Raw genomic sequence first — 20,123 nt, 5'->3', positions numbered from 1 at the left:
CGGCAGCCGGGGCGTTTTCTTTGCAGCCCCCAAGGCAGGACAGGACAACACCATGACCCTCACCAAAGCAGTGATCCGCGCGTTCCGGATCCTGGCCGTCGCGGAAGCCTTCAGCTGGGCGGCCCTCCTCATCGGCATGTACTTCAAGTGGATCGCCGGCACCACGGAAATTGGCGTCCAGGTGGCGGGCCCCATTCACGGAGCCCTGTTCGTGGGGTATGGCGTCTGCGCCCTGGGACTCTGGCGGCTGCAGCGTTGGCCCTTTGTGGTGGCCCTGTTCGCAGGCCTGTCCGCCGTGTTCCCGTTCGCCACCATCCTGTTCGAACGGTGGGCAGGACAGCGCCGGTACCTCAGCGTTGCCGGGGCACCTTCCGGCGCAGCCACTGTCCGGGAACCAAGTTCGGTCTAGCCTGCCGGGTGCGCGCCGCGCCGCCGGGGCTTCGAGCCCCTAGCGGCGGAGCAGCAGCGTATTCATTGCCTTGTCGTGGAGGCCGCGGTGGTCAGGATCGAAAATCACCGCGGGAATCACCAGGCAAAGCAGCAGGGACCTCACCAGTGCGGCCAGCGGACCCGGCGCACCACCCCCGGCCCTCACCACGTGGATGCCCACCGCACGGTGTCCAATGCTGTAGCCGAGGGTCCCTACCAGCAGGGCCTGTTCTACGGCGAAGATTGCGAGGGTGGCCCAGGCGTCGCCCGCGAAGGCGAAGTTGCTGATCAGCAGCGCAACGGTCCAGTCGATCGTGATCGCGGCGATCCTGCGGCCCGCCCGCGCAATGGAGCCCGGCCCTGACTCCGGCAGTCCCAGCCGCTCCCCCGGATACTTGGATATGCCCGAGGTGTCGGGGCCGGAGAGCCAGGAGCCGATGTCTTTGCGATCTACCACCGTCCAAGTTTAGCGACTTCCTGCCGACCACACTGTGGATGGGGTTAGACCACAGTGTGGACAGAGGATAGCGTTGCCATATCAGGGCATTCTGTAACCTGCCCGAAACAATGCGGACATGGACGGGAAATGCCGCGTCCATAGGCTGTTACCAGTTTCAAGCAATCCGCCGGAAGGCAAGACACAGCAGGTAGTACACGGCAGGCTATTGCGGCAGGGTACTGAAGGCAGGGGAACACCGCGTTGTTTCCCTGCCTTCGGATTGCGCTGGATCAGCTGGCTTGCACGCCAGATATTTACATATGCGTAAGGAGCATAGATGTTCAAGACTGCGGACGAAGTCCTCAAGTTCATCAAGGACGAAGATATTAAGTTCGTCGACATCCGTTTCACCGATCTTCCGGGCGTCCAGCAGCACTTCAACGTCCCCGCGAAGAGTGTTGACGCCGACTTCTTCATCAACGGCCAGCTCTTCGACGGATCCTCCATCCGCGGCTTCCAGGGCATCGCTGAGTCTGACATGCAGCTCATCCCCGACGTCACCACGGCGTTCCTGGACACCTTCCGCATGGAGAAGACCCTCGCGCTGAACTTCTCCATCGTCAACCCGCGCACCGGCGATCCGTACCACCGCGACCCCCGCGGCGTTGCCGAGAAGGCTGAGGCGTACCTGGCATCCACCGGCATCGCGGACACCGCGTTCTTCGCTCCCGAAGCCGAGTTCTTCGTGTTCGACAACGTCCAGTACCAGTCCTCCCCGCAGGGCAGCTTCTACAAGATCGATTCCGAGGAAGCCCACTGGAACACCGGCCGCGAGGAAGAGGGCGGAAACCTCGGCTACAAGACCCCCGTCAAGGGCGGTTACTTCCCGGTCTCCCCCACCGACAAGCAGGCTGACCTCCGCGACGCCATGTGTGTTGCACTGGACGAAGCCGGCCTCGAGGTCGAGCGCAGCCACCACGAAGTTGGCTCCGCCGGCCAGGCTGAGATCAACTACAAGTTCACCACGCTGACCCACGCTGCCGATGACCTGCAGAAGTTCAAGTACGTCATCAAGAACACCGCAGACGCCTGGGGCAAGTCCGTAACCTTCATGCCCAAGCCGGTCTTCGGCGACAACGGATCCGGCATGCACTGCCACCAGTCGCTCTGGAACGGTGGCGAGCCGCTGTTCTACGACGAGAAGGGCTACGCCGGCCTGTCCGACACCGCCCGCTGGTACATCGGCGGCCTGCTCAAGCACGCCTCCGCCGTCCTGGCCTTCACCAACCCGACGGTGAACTCCTACCGCCGCCTGGTCAAGGGCTTCGAAGCTCCGGTCAACATGGTCTACTCGCAGGGCAACCGCTCCGCCGGTATCCGTATCCCCATCACGGGCACCAACCCGAAGGCCAAGCGCATCGAGTTCCGCGCGCCGGACCCCTCCTCCAACCCGTACCTGGCGTTCGCTGCCCAGCTGATGGCCGGCATTGACGGTATCCGCAACCGCATCGAGCCCCCGGCCCCGATCGACAAGGACCTCTACGAGCTCCCCGCCGAAGAGGCCAAGGACATCCCCAAGGCTCCGGGCACGCTTGAAGAAGCACTGGAGGCCCTGCGCGAGGACAACGAGTTCCTGCAGGCCGGCGGTGTCTTCACCCAGGACCTGATCGATACCTGGATCGAGTACAAGTACGAGAACGAGATCCGCCCGCTGTCCCTGCGCCCGAACCCCTACGAGTTCGAGCTCTACTACGGCGTCTAGTCCCGGACCTGGTCTCCAGGACTCCTAAGGCAGCGAAGGCGGCCACCGGTTATCCGATGGCCGCCTTTTGCGTGCCCGGGAAAGTCGCACCCGGGACGGAAATGGAGGTGGGGGCCCGGTTCCAGACGTGCTGAGACCGGGAACCGGACCCCCTGACGAATGCCCCCCGGGATGAAGACCGTTCCAGCCTTCCCCCCAACAAGGTTGGAGAACACCGCCAATCCACATGATCGGGCAATCGCTTTCTCAGTGCAAACGGCGCCCCGGCGCCGAGACGCTATTGTGGCCGAAAACTTCGGAACATGATGCGTTGGGGTCCTGCCGCCCCTCCGGTGTACTGGCCCCGGTCCTCGAACCCGGCCCGGCGGTAGGCGGACACGCCCGCAGGATTGGCTTCGTTGACTGAAAGGACGACGCCGGCCTCCCGGGTTTGGTGCCGGGCGGTGAGTTTTTCAGCGGCCGCCACAGCGGCGGCTGCGGCGAGGCCGCCGAGCCCGCGGCCTTGTTCCCGCCGGTCGATCAGGAAACCCCTCAGCAGCCACGCAGACGCCTCGTCCGGCCATCCTGCCAGGCGTGCTGCCCCGGCCTGCAGGGTCAGCACGCCGACGGCCCTGCCGGCGCACTCAATGACGTAGGGCCGCCGCGATTCCTCAGCCAGTCCTGCCAGGGCCATCCGGAGCGGGTCACCGACGAACCGCTCCTGCCCGGGGCCCGGCTCCAGGGTTGCCACGGCTCCCAGCTGGACAGCCCGGGCGTCGGCGTCGAGGTCCTGGAGCGGGATGAGCCATACGCTCCGGCCCATGCCGCTCAGGCCTGCGGCCCGGCGGAATTGCCGCCGGCTGCGGACTCGGCCGGCGGACCGGCCGGATCCATCCACATCACTTCCCAGAGGTGGCCGTCCGGATCCTGGAAGCTGTGGTTATACATGAATCCGTAGTCCTGGGGTTTCTCGGACGGTGACCCGCCGGAGGACAGGGCGGTCCTGACGGCCTGGTCCACGGCCTCCCGGCTGTCCACGGAGTAGGCGATGATCGCCTCCGCGGAGCCCTTGCTGTCCGCAACGTCCTTGGAGGTGAAGGTCTTGAAGAAGGACTCCACCAGCAGCATGACGTAGGCGTTCTCGTTGACGATCATGCAGGTGGCATTCTCGTCGGTATAGTCCGGGTTGAAGGAGAAGCCAAGGGCCGCAAAAAAGTCCACCGAGCGTTTCAGGTCTTTGACGGGCAGGTTGAAATAGATTTGGGTTGCCATGGGCTCAAAGTAGCACCGGCCAGGGCGGGTGTCAGCCACTCGCAGCCATCGCCAGGGAGGCGTCCGGCTGCCTGGGGCGGCTACTGTCCGTAAAAAACCCGCTCGAAGACTGCCCGGGCCCGCCTGCTGACCCGCAGGTAGTCCTCTTCAAGGACGGCTGCCTGGCCGGGCTCGTACCCGCACCACCGCGCCACGGCTTCCAGGTCGCGGCGGGAAGAGGGCAGCAGGTCCGAGGCCTTGCCGCTCCAGATCACGTTGGCGGACCGGATGCGGCTGGCCAGGCGCCACGCACGGGCCAGGAGGTCGGCATCCGCCCGGGCCAGCAAGCCCAGCTGGGCGGCGGCTTCCAGCGCCGCAAGCGTCGAGGTTGTCCGCAGTTCGGGGTGCCGGCCGGCGTGCCGAAGCTGGAGTAGCTGCACCAGCCATTCGACGTCGCTCAGCCCGCCGCGGCCCAGTTTCAGGTGCCGTGCGGGATCTGCCCCGCGGGGAAGCCGTTCTGCCTCCACGCGCGCCTTGATCCGCCTGATCTCCCGCACGTCGGTATCCGCAATGCTTTCCGGGTACCTGATGGGGTCAATGAGCTCGATGAAATCCTTGGCAAGATCGTCGTTACCGGCCATGGGGCGTGCCCTCAGGAGCGCTTGGGCTTCCCAGATCAGGGACCATCTCCGGTAGTACTCGGCAAAGGAGTCCAAGGAGCGGACCATGGCCCCGTTCTTTCCCTCCGGCCGCAGGTCCGCGTCCATTTGCAGGACGCGCTCGGCCATAATGGCCGGCTTAAGGGGCTGCGTCAGCAGGGTGGAGACCTTCGCGACGATCCGTGCGGCCTGCTCCTGCGCTTCCTCCTGGCTGAAACCGGGCAGGGCCCTGTGCACATACATAACGTCCGCATCCGAACCGTAGCCGATCTCGCGGCCGCCCTGCCTGCCCATGGCCACCACCAGGACGGCCGTCTTAAGCGGCCCGCCGGCGGAGACGATGCCTTCGGCCACCCGCAGGGCACCCAGGACGGCAGCACGGTCGGTGTCCGCCAGCGCCGTCCCCACCCGGTCCTGGGCCAGTAGCCCGGCTGAATCTGCCACGGCGATCCGGAGGATTTCCCGCCGCCGAATCAGCCGGATCAGCCGCATGGCACTCTCCGGATCCGCATGCCGGGACATCTTGGAGGTGATCTCCTGCCACTGCGCTTCGAAGCTCAAGGGGACCAGGTCCTTGTCGTGGCCCAGCCAGGCCACGGACTCTGGCGAGACCTCCAGGAGATCGGCTATCAGCCTGGAATTCGAGAGCACGTGGCACAGGCGTTCTGCTGCGGCGCTGGAGTCCCGGAGCATTCCCAGGTACCAGTGCGTGGTTCCCAGGGCTTCACTGACGCGCCGGAACGCAAGCAGCCCGGCATCCGGGTCCACGCCCTCGGCCAGCCAGTCCAGCAGGATTGGCAGCAGCTGCCGCTGCAGGGCGGCGCGCCTGCTGACCCCCGCCGTGAGTGCCTCGATGTGGCGCATGGCGCCCTGCGGATCCCGATATCCGAGGGCTGCCAGCCTGCCCTGGGCGGCTTCCGGGGTCAGCTTCGCGTCCTCGCTGCTGAGCTTGGCCGCCGTGTTGAGCAGGGGCCGGTAGAAGATACGCTCGTGCAGTTCCCGTACCGAACGCTTGGTTTTCTGCCACGTGGCCAGCAGTGCGTCAGGATGGGGCCGCTCGTTTGAGAAGGGCCCCAGCACGGCCTTGGCCAGCGACCGGAGGGCCGGTTCAGCCACCGGCATGAGATGGGTCCTGCGCAGCTGGAAAAGCTGGATGCGGTGCTCCAGCAGCCGCAGGTACCTGTAGGCGTTGTCGAACGCAGCAGCGTCGGCGCGCCCGATGTACCCTCCGGCGGACAGCGCGGCGATGGCAGAGGTGGTGTCACGCCGTCGCAGCGTTTCATCTGCCTTTCCATGCACAAGCTGAAGGAGTTGGACGGTGAACTCAACGTCGCGGAGCCCGCCGCGGCCCAGTTTGATCTGCCGCTGCTCCTCCGCGGCCGGAATGTGCTCGGTGACCCGGCGCCGCATCGCCTGGACGGATTCCACGAAACCGTCACGGCTTGCCGAACTCCAGATCAGCGGCGCGACGGCTTCCTCGTAGCGGCGGCCCAGGGCGGCGTCACCGGCAATGGTCCTCGCTTTCAGCAGTGCCTGGAACTCCCAGCTTTCGGCCCAGCGGGCATAGTACGTCTCGTGCGAGGCCAAGGTGCGCACCAGGGGCCCCGACTTACCTTCCGGCCGCAGGTTGGCGTCCACCTCCCACAGACCCGGTTCGCGCGCCACGGAGGAAATGGCACGGGATATGCCGCTGGCAAGGGCAGAGCCGATGGTGCTCGCCTGCGCGTCCTCAAGGGCGCCGGGGTCCACGACGTAAATGACGTCGACATCGGAAATGTAGTTCAGCTCCCGGGCGCCGCATTTGCCCATGCCGATGACGGCCAGTCCGACGCCGGCGACGGCGTCCGCGCCGTACTGGCCGGCGGCTTCGGCACGCGAGACCGCGAGGGCCGCCTCGATGGCTGCCCCGGCGAGGTCTGCGAGTTCGCCGCCCACGGCCGGCAGGAAGTCCAACGGATCGGCGGCGCACAGGTCCTTGACGGCGAGGTCCACCACCCCCCTGCGGTAGGCCGTGCGCAGGGCGGCATAGGCGTCGGCTCCGGTGCTGGTTGCCACCGGGCGCTCGGCACGCGGGTCGGCGCCCACGGACTGCAGGAGGACTTCGCGCAGGGTGACAGGATCGGACTGCAGCGGCTCGGGGCTCGCCCGGACCCGGAAGGCCTCCAGGTGTTCCGGGTGGCGGATCAGGAACTCCCCCAGCGCCTCGGACGCACCGAGCACCCTGTACATCGGTTCGCTGGTGTCGGGGTCGGCGGCGGCCAGGTCCCGGAGGTCCGGGTGCTTTTCGATCAGGCGGACCAGGGACTGGAGGGCAGTGTCCGGGCTGGCTGCCATGTGCAGGCCCGCGAACAGCCTGTCCTGGTCCAGTCCTTCCAGCTCCGGGGCAGCCAGGAACCGCTCACCCTTTTCAAGGTCGCTGAAACCGGCCGCAATGAGGCGGCGTGCCAGGCTCACGCCCGCCGCCTAGAGGATGCCGAGGTTGCGCTGCAGCTCGTAGGGCGTCACCTGCAGGCGGTAGTCCTGCCACTCGGCGCGCTTGTTGCGCAGGAAGTGCTCAAAAACCTGCTCTCCCAGGATCTGCGGCATCAGTTCGGACTCTTCCATGGTCCGGATGGCGTCATGGAGGCTTGCGGGAAGCGGATCGTGGCCCATGGCGCGGCGTTCCGCCGAGCTGAGCGACCAGACGTCGTCCTCGGCGGCGGCGGGAAGGTCGTAGCCTTCCTCGATGCCCTTCAGGCCGGCGCCCAGCAGGACGGCGTAGGCCAGGTAGGGATTGGCCGCGGAATCGATGCCGCGGTACTCGATCCGGGCGGACTGGCCCTTGCCCGGCTTGTACAGCGGAACCCGGACCAGCGCCGAGCGGTTGTTGTGCCCCCAGCTCAGGTAGCTGGGAGCTTCCCCGCCGCCCCAGAGCCGCTTGTAGGAGTTGACGAACTGGTTGGTCACCGCAGTGAATTCGGGGGCGTGCTTGAGGATGCCTGCGATGAACTGGCGGGCGGTCTTGGACAGCTGGAACTCCGCGCCGGCCTCATAGAAGGCGTTGGTGTCCCCCTCGAACAGGGAGAAGTGTGTGTGCATGCCGGATCCGGGATGGGCGGTGAACGGCTTGGGCATGAAGGTGGCGTAGGTGCCCTGCTGGAGTGCCACTTCCTTGATCACGGTGCGGAACGTCATGATGTTGTCCGCCGTCTGAAGTGCATCCGCATAGCGGAGGTCGATTTCGTTCTGGCCGGGGCCTGCCTCATGGTGGCTGAACTCCACCGAGATGCCCACGGATTCGAGCATTGTCACTGCCGTGCGGCGGAAGTCCTGTGCCACGCCGCCGGGAACGTGGTCGAAATAGCCGCCCTCGTCCACCGGCACGGGTGCACCGTCCGGCCCGGGTTCCTGCGACTTGAGGAGGTAGAACTCGATTTCCGGGTGGGTGTAGCAGGTGAAGCCCATGTCCGCCGCCTTCGCGAGGGTCCGCTTCAGCACGTTGCGCGGATCCGCCGCGGACGGCTCGCCGTCGGGCGTGAGGATGTCGCAGAACATCCTGGAGGTCTGCTCCGTTTCGCCGCGCCACGGCAGGATCTGGAACGTGGAGGGATCAGGCTGGGCCAGCATGTCGGATTCGAACACCCGGGCCAGGCCTTCGATCGCGGAACCGTCGAACCCCAGGCCTTCCTCGAAGGCGCCCTCAACTTCAGCGGGGGCAAGTGCCACGGACTTGAGCGAGCCCACGACGTCGGTGAACCACAGGCGTACGAACCGTACGTCGCGCTCTTCGATTGTGCGCAGGACAAACTCTTGCTGGCGGTCCATGATGGCCTCTTCTCCGGTCAACGTCCATGCTCCGGGTCCGCAGAGGGGAAAAGCCGGCAGCAGTTCACCAACACTGTACTAAGCATTCGGCCCGGATGCTGGAGCCTGCCCCGCGCGTAACACAGCGTTAACACCTCCCCGCCCGATTTTGCCTCCGGAGTGCACCCCTCGCCCGGTTCCGGGGACCTGCTCCGGCGCCTTTCTATGACGCTTATCACCACCGGGGGCGATGACCGCCGGTAGCTAGGACGGCCGGTACCGCACTACGCTCGTGCCATGGCCTCAAGCAACAGCTCCGACTCCAGCATGTCCGCCGACGTCCCCGCCCCCTACGGCAGCGGGCCCGGGCAGGCGGCTGCGTCCGCTTCGGAACGGAAGCCCGCCAAGGTCCGCATCCACCACCTCCAGCAGGCCAAGAGGGACGGGACCAGGTTCGCGATGCTGACCGCCTATGAGCAGTACACGGCGGAGATCTTCGACGCTGCCGGCATCGAGGTGCTCCTCGTGGGCGACTCGGCGTCGAACAACGTCTTCGGCAACGAAACAAGCCTTCCGGTGACCGTGGACGAACTGCTCCCGCTGTGCCGGGCGGTGGCGCGGTCCGCCAAGCGCGCGCTGATCGTGGCCGACCTGCCGTTTGGAAGCTACGAGGTTTCCCCTGAGCAGGCCGTGGCCGCGGGTGTCCGGTTCCTCAAGGAAGGCCTGGCGCACGCCGTGAAGATCGAGGGCGGCAAATACTATGCCCCCACCGTAAAAGCCATGGTGCAGGCCGGCATTCCGGTGATGGCGCACATCGGCTTCACCCCCCAGAGCGAGCACGCACTGGGCGGGTATCGCGTCCAGGGCCGCGGCGGCGACGCACAGCGGTTGATTGACGACGCCGTCGCGCTGGCTGATGCGGGGGCCTTCAGCGTGCTGATGGAAATGGTTCCGGCCGAAACTGCGGCCGCAGTGGATGCGGCGGTCTCCGTTCCCACCGTAGGGATAGGCGCCGGCAAGGAAACAACCGGGCAGGTGCTCGTCTGGCAGGACATGGCGGGGCTTCGGGGCGGCCGGATGGCCAAGTTCGTCAAGCAGTACGCGGACCTGCGGAGCACGCTGATGGATGCGGCCACTGCCTACGCCGAGGACGTCAGGTCCGGCCGGTTCCCCGGTCCTGAGCACTCCTTCTAGCGCCGGACAGGTTCCACCGCCGGGCGGCTGGCCGCCGGCAACGCACGCCCGCACCAGGCGGGCCTGCCATCCCCGCGGTCAGTCGTCGTCGTCCTTTTCCCACGCCTCGTTGCGGGCATGGACCTTTTCAAGGGCGTGTTCGGCTTCTTCCCGCGTCTTGTAGGGCCCGATCAGCTGGCTCCAGTCGGACAGCCGGTCCTCTTCGATCTCATGCGTCCTGACGTTGTACCAGTACTCAGTCATCGTTGCTCCTCGTTCCGGCGGCGGGGAAGCAGCGGCGTGATCCGCGTAACGTAGATTCTTTCGCAGGTCCCGCGCGGCTTCCGGTTGTTTGGCGTTCTGCAGTGCCTTATATGATCAATCTATGCCTTCCCTTGCCTCGACTGCACCCATCGGCACCCTCACCCCGGGGACCATAGGTCCGCAGCGTCCCGTCCCGGCGTCCATCCCCCGGCCGGAGTACGTGGGCAAGCCTGCCCCGGCAAAGTTCACCGGCTCCGAGGTCAAATCCCCCGAAACGATCGAAAAGATCCGGGTAGCTTCGAAGATCGCCGCCCAGGCCATCGTGGAAGTGGGCAAACACATCCAGCCGGGCGTCACCACGGACCAGCTGGACAAGGTGGGCCACGAGTTCCTCCTTGACCACCACGCCTACCCTTCCACCCTGGGCTACCGGGGCTTCCCCAAGTCGCTGTGCGCGTCCCTGAACGAGGTCATTTGCCACGGCATCCCGGACAGCACCGTGGTCCACGACGGCGACATCCTCAACATCGACATCACCGCCTTCATCAACGGTGTCCACGGAGACACCAACTACACCTTCCTGGTGGGCGATGTGGACGAGGAATCCCGGCTGCTGGTGGAACGGACACAGGAGTCGCTGAACCGGGCCATCAAGGCAGTGGCACCGGGCCGGGAAATCAACGTGATCGGCCGCGCCATCCAGTCCTACGCCAAGCGCTTCGGCTACGGTGTTGTGCGGGATTTCACCGGCCACGGCGTGGGTGAAGCCTTCCACACAGGGCTCATCATTCCGCACTACGACGCCGCCCCGGCCTACAACACGGTGATCGAGGCCGGCATGGTCTTCACCATCGAGCCGATGCTGACGCTCGGCACCGTGGAGTGGGACATGTGGGCGGATGACTGGACAGTGGTCACGAAGGACCGGAAGCGCACTGCCCAATTCGAGCACACCCTGCTGGTGACGGACTCCGGCGCGGAGATCCTGACCCTGCCGTAGCCTGTTCACCTGGCCTCCAGCCTGATGTACTGATCGCTGCACGCCCTCCCCGGTTCCTGACCGGACACCAATCCCAGGCGGCTTTCCGGCCGCTCCTACCCTGCCCGCCTCTGCCACGAACGGATACCCATTGGCCAAGAATGACGAAAAGTCGAACAAGAACGCCCCCCTGATCGGCATCGACATCGGTGGCACCGGAATCAAGGGCGGCATCGTCGACTTGAAGAAGGGCAAACTGCTGGGTGAACGGTTCCGGGTCCCCACCCCCCAGCCGGCTACCCCGGAATCCGTTGCCGAGGCCGTGGCGCTGGTGGTTTCCGAGCTTTCTGCCCGGCCCGAGGCCCCGGCCGCCGGCTCGCCCGTGGGCGTGACCTTCCCCGGCATCATCCAGCACGGCGTGGTGCACTCCGCGGCCAACGTGGACAAGAGCTGGCTCAACACGGACATCGACGCCCTCCTGACCGCCCGGCTGGGCCGGCCGGTGGAGGTCATCAACGACGCCGACGCTGCCGGGCTGGCGGAAGCCCGCTACGGCGCCGGGGCCGGCGTCAAGGGCACCGTCCTGGTGATCACCCTGGGCACGGGAATCGGTTCGGCCTTTATCTTCGATGGCAAGCTGGTCCCCAATGCTGAACTGGGACACCTGGAAATCGACGGCCACGACGCCGAATCCAAAGCCTCGGCGGTGGCACGGGAACGCGACGGGCTGTCCTGGGACGAATACAGCGTCCTGCTGCAGCGCTACTTCTCCCACGTCGAATTCCTGTTCTCGCCCGAACTGTTCATTGTGGGCGGCGGCATCTCCAAGCGTGCCGACGAGTACCTGCCCAACCTTCGACTCCGGACCCCCATCGTGCCGGCGGTCCTTCGCAACGAGGCCGGCATCGTAGGTGCCGCCATCGAAATCGCCCTGAAGCACAAGCTCGCAAAGTAGCAAAAGCCGTGCCGCCGCCAACTGCCCGGCAGTCGACGGCGGCACGGCTCAGTCTTTCGGTGGCGGCTGCGGCTTCCCCTCCGCTGCCGCCACCGGAGACTACAGGGGGCTCTTCTCGGAGCTCTTCGCGCCCTTCGCGGCAATTCCCGGGGCGCCATCCTCTTCCTGCCGGAGCAGGGCGATAGCAGTTTCGAAGTCCTCAAGGGATTCGAAAGCCTGGTAGACGCTAGCAAACCGCAGGTAGGCGACCTTGTCAAGCTTCTGCAGCGGACCGAGGATGACCAGGCCCACCTCGTGGGCGTCGATCTCGGCAGCGCCAGAGGAACGGATCTGCTCTTCGACCTCCTGCGCCAGCAGCGCGAGGTCGTCTTCGCTGACGGGCCGCCCTTGGCAGGCCTTCCGTACTCCGTTGATCACCTTGCTGCGGCTGAAGGGCTCCCCCACGCCGGACCGCTTGATCACGGAAAGGCTGGTGGTTTCCACCGTGGTGAATCTCCGGCCGCATTCCGGGCACTGGCGGCGCCGGCGGATGGCTGAGCCGTCATCCGCCATGCGGCTGTCCACTACCCGGGAGTCCGGGTTGCGGCAGAACGGACAGTACATAGTGCCACCCTCCTTCCCAGGCGCCAGTGCAGGCGCAACTTCAGCGCCTCCATTTTATGTCCTGGGCACCGCTAATAACAAGCGTGTAATACTACATGTTGTGGTTGGGGCTACTAGATATCGGTTCCTGGGGGTTTTCAGGCGAACCTGGCCGTCACTGCTTCCCCGTGCGCGGGAAGGTCCTCCGCGCCGGACAGGCTGACGATGTGCCCGCTGACCTCGGCAAGCGCTTCCCGGCTGTAGTTGACCACCTGGATGGCCCGCAGGAACGTGGTGACGTTCAGGCCGGATGAGAAAGCGGCGGTGCCGCTGGTGGGCAGGACGTGGTTGGACCCCGCGCAGTAGTCCCCCAGGCTGACGGGGCTGTAGTCGCCCACAAAGATGGCGCCGGCGTTCCGGATCCTGGCGGCGACGCCGGCGGCGTCCCGGGTCATGATCTCCAGGTGCTCGGCCGCATAGGCGTCGCAGGCGGCGATGCCCTGCTCCAGGTTGTCCACCAGCACCACCCCGGACTGCGGGCCGGACAGCGCTTCGAGGACGCGCGCCGAGTGCTTGGTTGCCGCCGCCTGGCGGCCGAGTTCGGCGCGGACCGCCGTGGCGAGGTCCTCGGAATCGGTGATCAGCACCGAGGCCGCCTTGGGGTCGTGCTCAGCCTGGCTGATGAGGTCGGCGGCCACGAGGGCCGGCCGGGCCGTGGAGTCTGCCAGGATGGCGATCTCCGTAGTGCCGGCCTCCGAATCGATCCCCACGACGCCCTTGACCAGGCGCTTGGCGGTGGCAACGAAAATATTGCCCGGCCCGGTCACCACATCCACCGGCTCCAGCGCCGGGCCGGCATCCGTTGCCTCAACACCGTAGGCGAACGCGGCGATGGCCTGGGCGCCGCCGATGGCATACACCTCGGTGATCCCCAGCAGTGCGGCGGCGGCAAGGATGGTGGGGTGCGGCAGTCCTGCGAACTCCTTCTGCGGAGGCGAGGCCAGGGCAATCGAGCGCACCCCTGCAGCGAGGGCCGGAACAACGTTCATGATCACAGAGGACGGGTAGACGGCGAGGCCGCCGGGGACGTAGAGTCCCACCCTCGCAACCGGCACCCAGTTCTGCGCCACCACGGCCCCGTCGCCGAGCCGGACCTCGATGTTCCGGGGACGCTGGCCGTCGGCGAAGCGCCGTGCGCGGCTGATGGACTCCTCCAGTGCGCTGCGGACGGACGGCTCGAGTTCCTCGAGCGCGGCGGCCAGGGCCTCCTGCGGAACCAGCGGGTGGCGCTGCTGCACGCCGTCGAAGCGAAGGGCCAGTTCTCCCAGTGCCTCGAAGCCGCCCCGCCGGACGGCCGCAATGATGTCCAGGACCTTTTCTTCAGCGTCCGCCACGGTCTGGCCCTGGGCGCGCGGGACAGCGGCGCGCAAGCCGGCGAGGGTCAGGCTTTGGCCGCGCAGGTCAACGGTGCGGAAGTTTACGACGGCGGCGGCTGGGCTGGCGGGATTCTCCGAAGAAATGGTCACTGGTCTATTTTACGGGCCCCGCCGCAGCGTGCCGCGACTGGTGGGTGCCGTCGTCGGACTTCCCGCCCAAGAGGTTAAGAAGCTCCAGCGCGAAAACGGACACGGCCGTGGCGGCGGGCCACAGGAGCAGCACCGGCCAGGCGCGCAGCGAAAAAGCGATGCTGGCATTCGCCGAGGCATCGACGGCGGGCGCCCATAACTGCGCGCTGAGGAGCCCCGCCTGCCAGGCGACCACTGCGCCGCACAGGGCACCAGCCAGGCCCATCAGGAGGTCCGCCTGCGGATCCGCGCGCTTCCGGTCCGCCAGGAAAACGGCCAGGAGGCACCCGGCAAGGACCAGCAGGCCGGCCAGCGTCAGGTCCCGCGGGAGCCAGACAACCGGATTGGTGCCGCTGGAGAGGGCCGGATCCCGGGTGACCAGGTTGAGGCCGCCAGGAGCCAGGAGCCACCACAGGATGCCCACCGGGACACCCGCCGCTGCAGGGACCGCGAACAACGCCCAGGACAGCCGCGGGCGCGTGCGGCGGGTGGCTTTCGTCATGCAACAAACCTTAACAAATGTTTCGGCAGGATAGCCGCCGTGCGCGGGCTCCAGGGGATTCTCCACCGGCGCGCCGGACCCATACCCTTGAAGGAGAACATAAATACCAAACCATCCAGCCCACCAGGAGTTTCCGTGACAACAGCTGACGTTCCGTTCGAACGGACGTTCAAGGAGATGTTCCGGCGCCATGCCGCGGGCGTCGCCATCATCACGGTGAACTACCAGGACCAGCCCTACGGTTTCACCGCCACCTCCGTTGCCTCGCTTTCCGCGCAGCCGCCGCGCTTCACCTTCAACATGGCCCGCAGCTCACGGTCGTGGCCGGCCGTGGCAAACACCACCTACCTGGGGGTCCATATGCTGGGCCTGGAGAACCAGCAGCTCGCTGACAGGTTTGCCGGTGCCGGCAACCGCTTTGAGGGGGACCACTGGGAGGTGGGTCCGCACGGCGTGCCGGTGCTTAAGGGCGTAGCCGGTTGGCTGATCGGCGAAGTGCAGATGCGCCTGTCCTTCGAAAACAACGCCGTTGTTGTGGTCCAGGTGGTGGACGGGCAGGTGGGCGGGGACGGCTCTCCCCTGTTGTACCACGGCGGGGCGTACGGCCAGCCGGTCCCGCTGGATTACGAGATCTGAGGCACTAGCTCCGAACGACGACGGCGGTACTTGCCGCCCGCCGTCGTCCGTGCCTCCGTCAGGCGTCCAGGCAGGCGGGCCCGAGGAGCACTTTCAGGTCGCCGAACAGGGACGGGCTGGGGTTCACGCGCAGGTGGACCGGCAGGCCCATGATCTCCGTCCGGGTGTCACCCTGCAGGTGCAGCCGCACTTCGGAGTTCCCGCGGTGGGTACGGAGGACGTCGCCCAGTTCGGTGACCACCGCTTCCGTGGCCTTGTAGGTGGGCATGGTGATCACCAGCGGGCCGTTGAGCCCCTCGCTGAGGTCCGGAACGGACAGTTCCATGCAGTTCAGGGTGATGGCGCCGTCGTCGCGCTTTTGCAGGCGCCCCTTCACCACCACGATCAGGTCCTCGGCGAGGACAGATGCGATGGGGCCGTAGACCTGGCCGAAGAACATGACTTCCATCGAGCCGCCCAGGTCCTCCACTTCGGCCCTGGCGTAGGCGTTGCCGCTGGCCTTGGCAATGCGCCTGCTCAGCGACGTGATCATGCCGGCGATGGTGATGATCGCGCCATCCTGCGGTCCGTCTTCGCCCAGGACGGAGGTGATGCTCATCTCCGCATGCTGGCTCAGCAGCCCTTCGAGGCCCTGCAGGGGGTGGTCCGAAACGTAGAGTCCCAGCATGTCCCGTTCGAAGGAGAGTTTGTCCTTCTTCTCCCACTCCGGCAGGTCCGGGATCTCGATGCTCAGGGATGACTCGGATTCGGCTTCGTCGAACCCTGCGAAGAGGTCGAACTGTCCGATCGCTTCGTTCCGCTTGAGCGTGATGACGGAGTCGATGGCCTCTTCGTGGATCATGGCCAGGGCCCGGCGGTGGTGGCCCAGCGAGTCGAAGGCGCCGGACTTGATCAGCGATTCAATGGTCCGCTTGTTGCAGACCACGGCGGGGACCTTCATCAGATAGTCCTTGAACGACGTAAACGCGCCCTCGCTTTCGCGGGCAGCCACCATGGCCTCCACCACGTTGACGCCGACGTTGCGGATGGCGCCCATGCCGAAGCGGATGTCGTTGCCCACCGGGGTGAAGTTCAGCGCGGACTCGTTCACGTCCGGCGGCAGCACGGTGATGCCCATGCGCCGGCATTCGTTGAGGTAGATCGCCGACTTGTCCTTGTCATCACCCACGGAGGTCAGGAGCGCGGCCATGTACTCCGGCGCGTAGTGCGCCTTGAGGTAAGCGGTCCAGTAGGAAATGACGCCGTAGGCGGCCGAGTGTGCCTTGTTGAAGGCGTAGTCGGAGAAGGGAAGCAGGATGTCCCAGAGGGTTTTCACGGCTTCCATGGAGTACCCGTTGTCCTGCATGCCCTGGGAGAAACCGGCGAACTGCTTGTCCAGTTCCGATTTCTTCTTCTTGCCCATGGCGCGGCGGAGGATGTCTGCCTGGCCCAGCGAGTAGCCGGCCAGCTTCTGGGCGACCGCCATAACCTGTTCCTGGTACACGATCAAGCCGTACGTTCCGCCCAGGATCTCCGCAAGGGGTTCCTTCAGTTCCGGGTGGATGGGAATGACTTCCTGGATCCCGTTCTTCCGCAGCGCATAGTCCGTGTGGGCGTTCGCGCCCATGGGGCCCGGCCGGTACAGGGCGAGCACGGCGGAAATGTCTTCGAAGTTGTCAGGCTTCATCAGCTTGAGCAGGGACCGCATGGGTCCGCCGTCGAGCTGGAAGACGCCCAGGGTGTCGCCGCGGGCCAGCAGCTCATAGGAAGGGGCGTCGTCGAGTTCCAGGTTTTCCAGGTCCAGGTCGATGCCGCGGTTCATCTTGATGTTTTCCAGGGCGTCGGAAATGATCGTCAGGTTCCGCAGGCCCAGGAAGTCCATCTTGATCAGGCCGAGGCCCTCACATGTGGGGTAGTCGAACTGGGTAATGACCTGGCCGTCCTGGATCCGGCGCATGATGGGAATGACGTCGATGATCGGATCCGAGGACATGATGACGCCGGCTGCGTGCACGCCCCACTGCCGTTTCAGGCCCTCGATGCCCAGCGCGGTCTCAAAGACTTTCGCAGCTTCGGGGTCCGTGCTGATGAGCTGGCGGAAGTCGCCCGCTTCGCCGTAGCGCTTGGCCTCCGGGTTCTGGATATCCGCCAGCGGGATGTCCTTGGCCATCACCGCCGGCGGCAGGGCCTTGGTGAGCGTTTCACCCATGCTGAACGGGTAGCCCAGCACGCGCGAGGAGTCCTTCAGCGCCTGCTTGGTCTTGATGGTGCCGTACGTGACGATCATGGCCACGCGTTCGTCGCCGTACTTCCGGGTCACGTAGTCGATGACTTCGGAGCGGCGCCGGTCATCGAAGTCGACGTCGAAGTCGGGCATGGAGACGCGGTCCGGGTTCAGGAACCGTTCGAAGATCAGGCCGTGGCGCAGGGGGTCCAGGTCGGTGATGCGCATGGCGTAGGCCACCATCGAGCCGGCGCCGGAACCACGGCCGGGGCCAACCCTGATGCCGTTGTTCTTGGCCCAGTTGATGAAGTCCGCCACCACCAGGAAGTAGCCGGGGAAACCCATGGAGGTGATGACGCCCAGTTCGTAGTCGGCCTGGGCGCGGACGTTGTCGGGGACGCCGCACGGATACCGGTACTCAAGTCCCTTGGCCACTTCCTTGACCAGCCAGGACGTTTCATCCTCGCCCGGCGGGCAGGGGAACCGCGGCATGTAGTTGGCCCCGGTGTTGAAGGACACTTCGCAGCGTTCGGCGATCAGGAGGGTGTTGTCGCATGCGTCGGGGTGGTCGCGGAACAGTTCCCGCATTTCCCGGGGCGACTTCAGGTAGTAGCCGCTGCCGGAGAAGGCGAAGCGGGACCCGCCGTTGTCGTACGTGGGTTCCAGGAGGGTTGAACCGGACTGGATGGCCAGCAGGGCCTCGTGGGCCTTGGCATCGTGCTCGTGGGTGTAGTGGAGGTCGTTCGTGGCCACCAGGGGGAGGTTCAGCTCCTTGGCGAGCCGCAGCAGGTCCCCGGTGACGCGCCGCTCGATGTCCAGCCCGTGGTCCATGAGTTCGCAGAAGTAGTTCTCCGCCCCGAAAATGTCCCGGAACTCGGCTGCGGCCTCGAGCGCCTCGCGGTACTGGCCCAGCCGCAGCCGCGTCTGGATCTCACCGGACGGGCAGCCCGTGGTGGCGATCAGGCCCTCCGAGTAGGTGTTCAGCAGCTCCCGGTCCAGGCGCGGCCATTTGCCGAAGACTGCATCCAGCGAGGCGATGGAGGACGCCCGGAACAGGTTCCGCATGCCTGCGTTGTTGTAGCTGAGCAGGGTCATGTGGGTGTAGGAGCCGCCGCCGGAAATATCGTCCTTGCGCTGGTGTTCCTCACCCCAGCGCACGCGGCTCTTGTCGCCGCGGGCAGTTCCCGGAGTCACGTAGGCTTCGACGCCGATGATCGGCTTGATCCCTTTGTCGGTGGCCTTCTTCCAGAAGTCGAAGGCCCCGAAGAGATAGCCGTGGTCCGTGGTGGCGAGGGCCGGCATGCCCAGCCGCTCCGTCTCATCGAACAGCTCGCCGAGCCTGGCGGCGCCGTCCAGCATCGAATACTCGGTGTGGTTGTGGAGATGGACAAACGAGTCGTTGCTGGAAGTCACCGCACTATTCTATGCGCCGGGTGTGGCTGGCCTGCGTCAGGCCTGCCCGGACGCGAGCACTTCCAGGGCAAACGCGAGGTCCTGCGGATAATCACTGGTGACCCGGACGGGCTCCCCCGTCACCGGGTGCTCGAATCCCAGTTCGCGGGCATGCAGCCACTGCCGCGTCAGGCCAAGGGTGGCAGCAAGCCGCGGATCGGCACCGTAGGTCAGGTCTCCGGCACAGGGATGCCGCAGCGCGGAAAAGTGCACGCGGATCTGGTGGGTGCGGCCGGTTTCCAGGTGGACTTCCACCAGGCTGGCTTTGCCGAAGGCTTCAATCACTTCATAGTGCGTGACGGAGTGGCGTCCGTCCTCGATGACCGCGAAGCGCCAGTCATGCCCCGGATGCCGGCCGATGGGTGCATCAATGGTTCCCGCCAGCGGGTCCGGAAGGCCCTGGACAACGGCGTGGTAGACCTTGTCCACCGTTCGTTCCTTGAAGGCCCGCTTCAGGGCCGTGTAGGCGCGCTCGGACTTTGCCACCACCATGACACCTGACGTTCCGACGTCCAGCCGGTGCACGATGCCCGCCCGCTCCGGCGATCCGGAGGTGGAGATGCGGTAGCCGGCCCCGGCCAGGCCACCCACCACCGTGGGCCCGACCCACCCGGGCGACGGATGGGCGGCAACGCCCACCGGCTTGTCGACGACGACGAAATCCTCGTCATCCAGCAGGATCTTCAGGCCTTCCACAACTTCCTCCACGACTTCCAGGGGGTCACGCCGTTCCGGCCTGCTGACGTGCAGCACGTCGCCCGCAACCAGCTTTTCCGACTTGCCCAGCGTTTTGCCCTTGCTCTGCACATGGCCCTCGGCAAGGAGGGACGCGGCAAGGGAACGCGAGATGCCCAGGAGTCCGGCAAGGCCGGCATCGGCCCGCGTTCCTCCGTATTCGTCGGCAACGACAATCCGCTCAGGCATCGTTTCAGGCATCGCCGGACTTGTCCTTGCGTTCAGCGGTGAGCCGGCTGCCGTCCAGGGCTATGCCGCGCAGTGTCAGGATGCAGATGATGGCCACGGCGGAAACCACCGCCGAGTCGGCGATGTTGAAGATCGCGAAGTTGGGAAGCTGGATGAAGTCCACCACGTGTCCCATGCCGAAGGACGGTTCCCGGAAGAGCCGGTCGGTAAGGTTGCCCAGTGCACCGCCCAGGAGCAGGCCCAGCGCGAGGGACCACCAGAGCGACCCCAGTTTCCGGATCTGGAAGAGAATCGCCACGGCCACACCGGCCATGATGATGGAAAACACCCAGGTGACGTTCTCTCCGATGGAAAACGCCGCGCCGGAATTCCGAATGAAGTACCAGTGCAGCAGCGGCGGGAGCACCGGGATCCGTTCGCCTTCCACCATGCTGGACGTCACCCACAGCTTGGTGAGCTGGTCCAGGATGTAGGCGAAAAGTGCAAACCCCGCGAAGACGGAGAGCAGCACCCCGCGGCCTGGACGCGGGGCAGGTGGGACAGGGCGTGCGGGGTCCGCAGCAAGTTCGTCAGTCATGGTGCTTTC

General features: G+C 66.0%; 18 protein-coding genes. 6 read left to right on the top strand and 12 right to left on the bottom strand.

Features of this window, described 5'->3' with window-relative positions; translation table 11 throughout:
• Window positions 1-52: 52 nt before the first annotated feature.
• Window positions 53-409: a DUF3817 domain-containing protein gene (locus SMD14_RS08175; RefSeq protein WP_157238493.1), complete on the top strand. Its 357-nt coding sequence runs from the start codon at window positions 53-55 to the stop codon at window positions 407-409.
• Window positions 410-448: 39 nt separating this feature from the next.
• On the opposite strand, the gene SMD14_RS08170 is transcribed toward SMD14_RS08175, so the two are convergent.
• Entirely contained in the window at window positions 449-886 is a 438-nt protein-coding gene (locus SMD14_RS08170) for an RDD family protein (RefSeq protein WP_321215938.1), read from the bottom strand.
• A gap of 319 nt (window positions 887-1,205) precedes the next feature.
• Here SMD14_RS08170 and glnA (SMD14_RS08165) point away from each other — a divergent pair, with 319 nt between their 5' ends.
• Window positions 1,206-2,630, top strand: coding sequence for a type I glutamate--ammonia ligase (gene glnA, locus SMD14_RS08165; protein ID WP_139028876.1), 1,425 nt, complete (start codon window positions 1,206-1,208; stop codon window positions 2,628-2,630).
• 277 nt (window positions 2,631-2,907) lie between these two features.
• On the opposite strand, the gene SMD14_RS08160 is transcribed toward glnA (SMD14_RS08165), so the two are convergent.
• The 4 genes from SMD14_RS08160 to glnA (SMD14_RS08145) form a co-directional block, all read right to left on the bottom strand.
• Entirely contained in the window at window positions 2,908-3,432 is a 525-nt protein-coding gene (locus SMD14_RS08160) for a GNAT family N-acetyltransferase (RefSeq protein ID WP_157238494.1), read from the bottom strand.
• Between the two features lie 5 nt (window positions 3,433-3,437).
• On the bottom strand, window positions 3,438-3,881 hold the full coding sequence (locus SMD14_RS08155) for a VOC family protein (RefSeq protein WP_157238495.1): 444 nt from the start codon (window positions 3,879-3,881) through the stop codon (window positions 3,438-3,440).
• An 80-nt stretch (window positions 3,882-3,961) separates the two neighbouring features.
• Window positions 3,962-6,973: a bifunctional [glutamine synthetase] adenylyltransferase/[glutamine synthetase]-adenylyl-L-tyrosine phosphorylase gene (locus SMD14_RS08150; RefSeq protein ID WP_321215937.1), complete on the bottom strand. Its 3,012-nt coding sequence runs from the start codon at window positions 6,971-6,973 to the stop codon at window positions 3,962-3,964.
• 9 nt (window positions 6,974-6,982) lie between these two features.
• Entirely contained in the window at window positions 6,983-8,323 is a 1,341-nt protein-coding gene (gene glnA / locus SMD14_RS08145) for a type I glutamate--ammonia ligase (protein ID WP_157238496.1), read from the bottom strand.
• A gap of 276 nt (window positions 8,324-8,599) precedes the next feature.
• On the opposite strand from glnA (SMD14_RS08145), the gene panB reads away from it, so the two are divergent.
• Entirely contained in the window at window positions 8,600-9,496 is an 897-nt protein-coding gene (panB, locus tag SMD14_RS08140) for a 3-methyl-2-oxobutanoate hydroxymethyltransferase (protein WP_157238497.1), read from the top strand.
• A gap of 78 nt (window positions 9,497-9,574) precedes the next feature.
• Here the strand turns inward: panB and SMD14_RS08135 are convergent, their stop codons facing one another.
• Window positions 9,575-9,739 carry an SPOR domain-containing protein gene (locus SMD14_RS08135; protein WP_321215936.1) on the bottom strand — a complete coding sequence of 55 codons (165 nt, stop codon included), beginning with the start codon at window positions 9,737-9,739 and terminating at the stop codon, window positions 9,575-9,577.
• Window positions 9,740-9,860: 121 nt separating this feature from the next.
• Between SMD14_RS08135 and map the strand changes: the two genes are divergently transcribed.
• Complete coding sequence (gene map / locus SMD14_RS08130) at window positions 9,861-10,739, top strand: type I methionyl aminopeptidase (protein WP_157238498.1); 879 nt, start codon at window positions 9,861-9,863, stop codon at window positions 10,737-10,739.
• Window positions 10,740-10,869: 130 nt separating this feature from the next.
• Window positions 10,870-11,673, top strand: coding sequence for a polyphosphate--glucose phosphotransferase (ppgK, locus tag SMD14_RS08125; RefSeq protein ID WP_157238499.1), 804 nt, complete (start codon window positions 10,870-10,872; stop codon window positions 11,671-11,673).
• A 99-nt stretch (window positions 11,674-11,772) separates the two neighbouring features.
• Here ppgK and nrdR read toward each other — a convergent pair whose 3' ends face one another.
• The 3 genes from nrdR to SMD14_RS08110 all read right to left on the bottom strand — a co-directional run bounded on the left by nrdR (window position 11,773) and on the right by SMD14_RS08110 (window position 14,322).
• The gene (gene nrdR, locus SMD14_RS08120) at window positions 11,773-12,276 is read right to left on the bottom strand and encodes a transcriptional regulator NrdR (protein WP_157238500.1); all 504 of its coding nucleotides are present in this window, start codon (window positions 12,274-12,276) and stop codon (window positions 11,773-11,775) included.
• Window positions 12,277-12,413: 137 nt separating this feature from the next.
• The gene (gene hisD / locus SMD14_RS08115; protein ID WP_321215935.1) at window positions 12,414-13,781 is read right to left on the bottom strand and encodes a histidinol dehydrogenase; all 1,368 of its coding nucleotides are present in this window, start codon (window positions 13,779-13,781) and stop codon (window positions 12,414-12,416) included.
• A gap of 4 nt (window positions 13,782-13,785) precedes the next feature.
• Window positions 13,786-14,322 carry a hypothetical protein gene (locus tag SMD14_RS08110; RefSeq protein ID WP_321215934.1) on the bottom strand — a complete coding sequence of 179 codons (537 nt, stop codon included), beginning with the start codon at window positions 14,320-14,322 and terminating at the stop codon, window positions 13,786-13,788.
• Window positions 14,323-14,499: 177 nt separating this feature from the next.
• On the opposite strand from SMD14_RS08110, the gene SMD14_RS08105 reads away from it, so the two are divergent.
• On the top strand, window positions 14,500-14,958 hold the full coding sequence (locus SMD14_RS08105) for a flavin reductase family protein (protein ID WP_104999690.1): 459 nt from the start codon (window positions 14,500-14,502) through the stop codon (window positions 14,956-14,958).
• 58 nt (window positions 14,959-15,016) lie between these two features.
• Here SMD14_RS08105 and dnaE read toward each other — a convergent pair whose 3' ends face one another.
• The 3 genes from dnaE to lspA are packed head-to-tail and all read right to left on the bottom strand — an operon-like array spanning window position 15,017 to window position 20,114.
• Window positions 15,017-18,574: a DNA polymerase III subunit alpha gene (gene dnaE / locus SMD14_RS08100; RefSeq protein ID WP_321215933.1), complete on the bottom strand. Its 3,558-nt coding sequence runs from the start codon at window positions 18,572-18,574 to the stop codon at window positions 15,017-15,019.
• A 36-nt stretch (window positions 18,575-18,610) separates the two neighbouring features.
• A complete protein-coding gene (locus tag SMD14_RS08095; RefSeq protein ID WP_157242536.1) occupies window positions 18,611-19,537 on the bottom strand; it encodes an RluA family pseudouridine synthase in 927 nt (308 codons plus the stop codon).
• Window positions 19,538-19,541: 4 nt separating this feature from the next.
• Window positions 19,542-20,114 carry a signal peptidase II gene (gene lspA / locus SMD14_RS08090; protein WP_157238502.1) on the bottom strand — a complete coding sequence of 191 codons (573 nt, stop codon included), beginning with the start codon at window positions 20,112-20,114 and terminating at the stop codon, window positions 19,542-19,544.
• Window positions 20,115-20,123: the final 9 nt, after the last annotated feature.

The sequence above is a fragment of the Pseudarthrobacter oxydans genome (assembly GCF_034258515.1).
Classification (GTDB): Bacteria; Actinomycetota; Actinomycetes; order Actinomycetales; family Micrococcaceae; genus Arthrobacter.
Note: the sequence above shows the minus strand (reverse complement) of the source record. Positions and strands in the feature narration are given on the sequence as shown.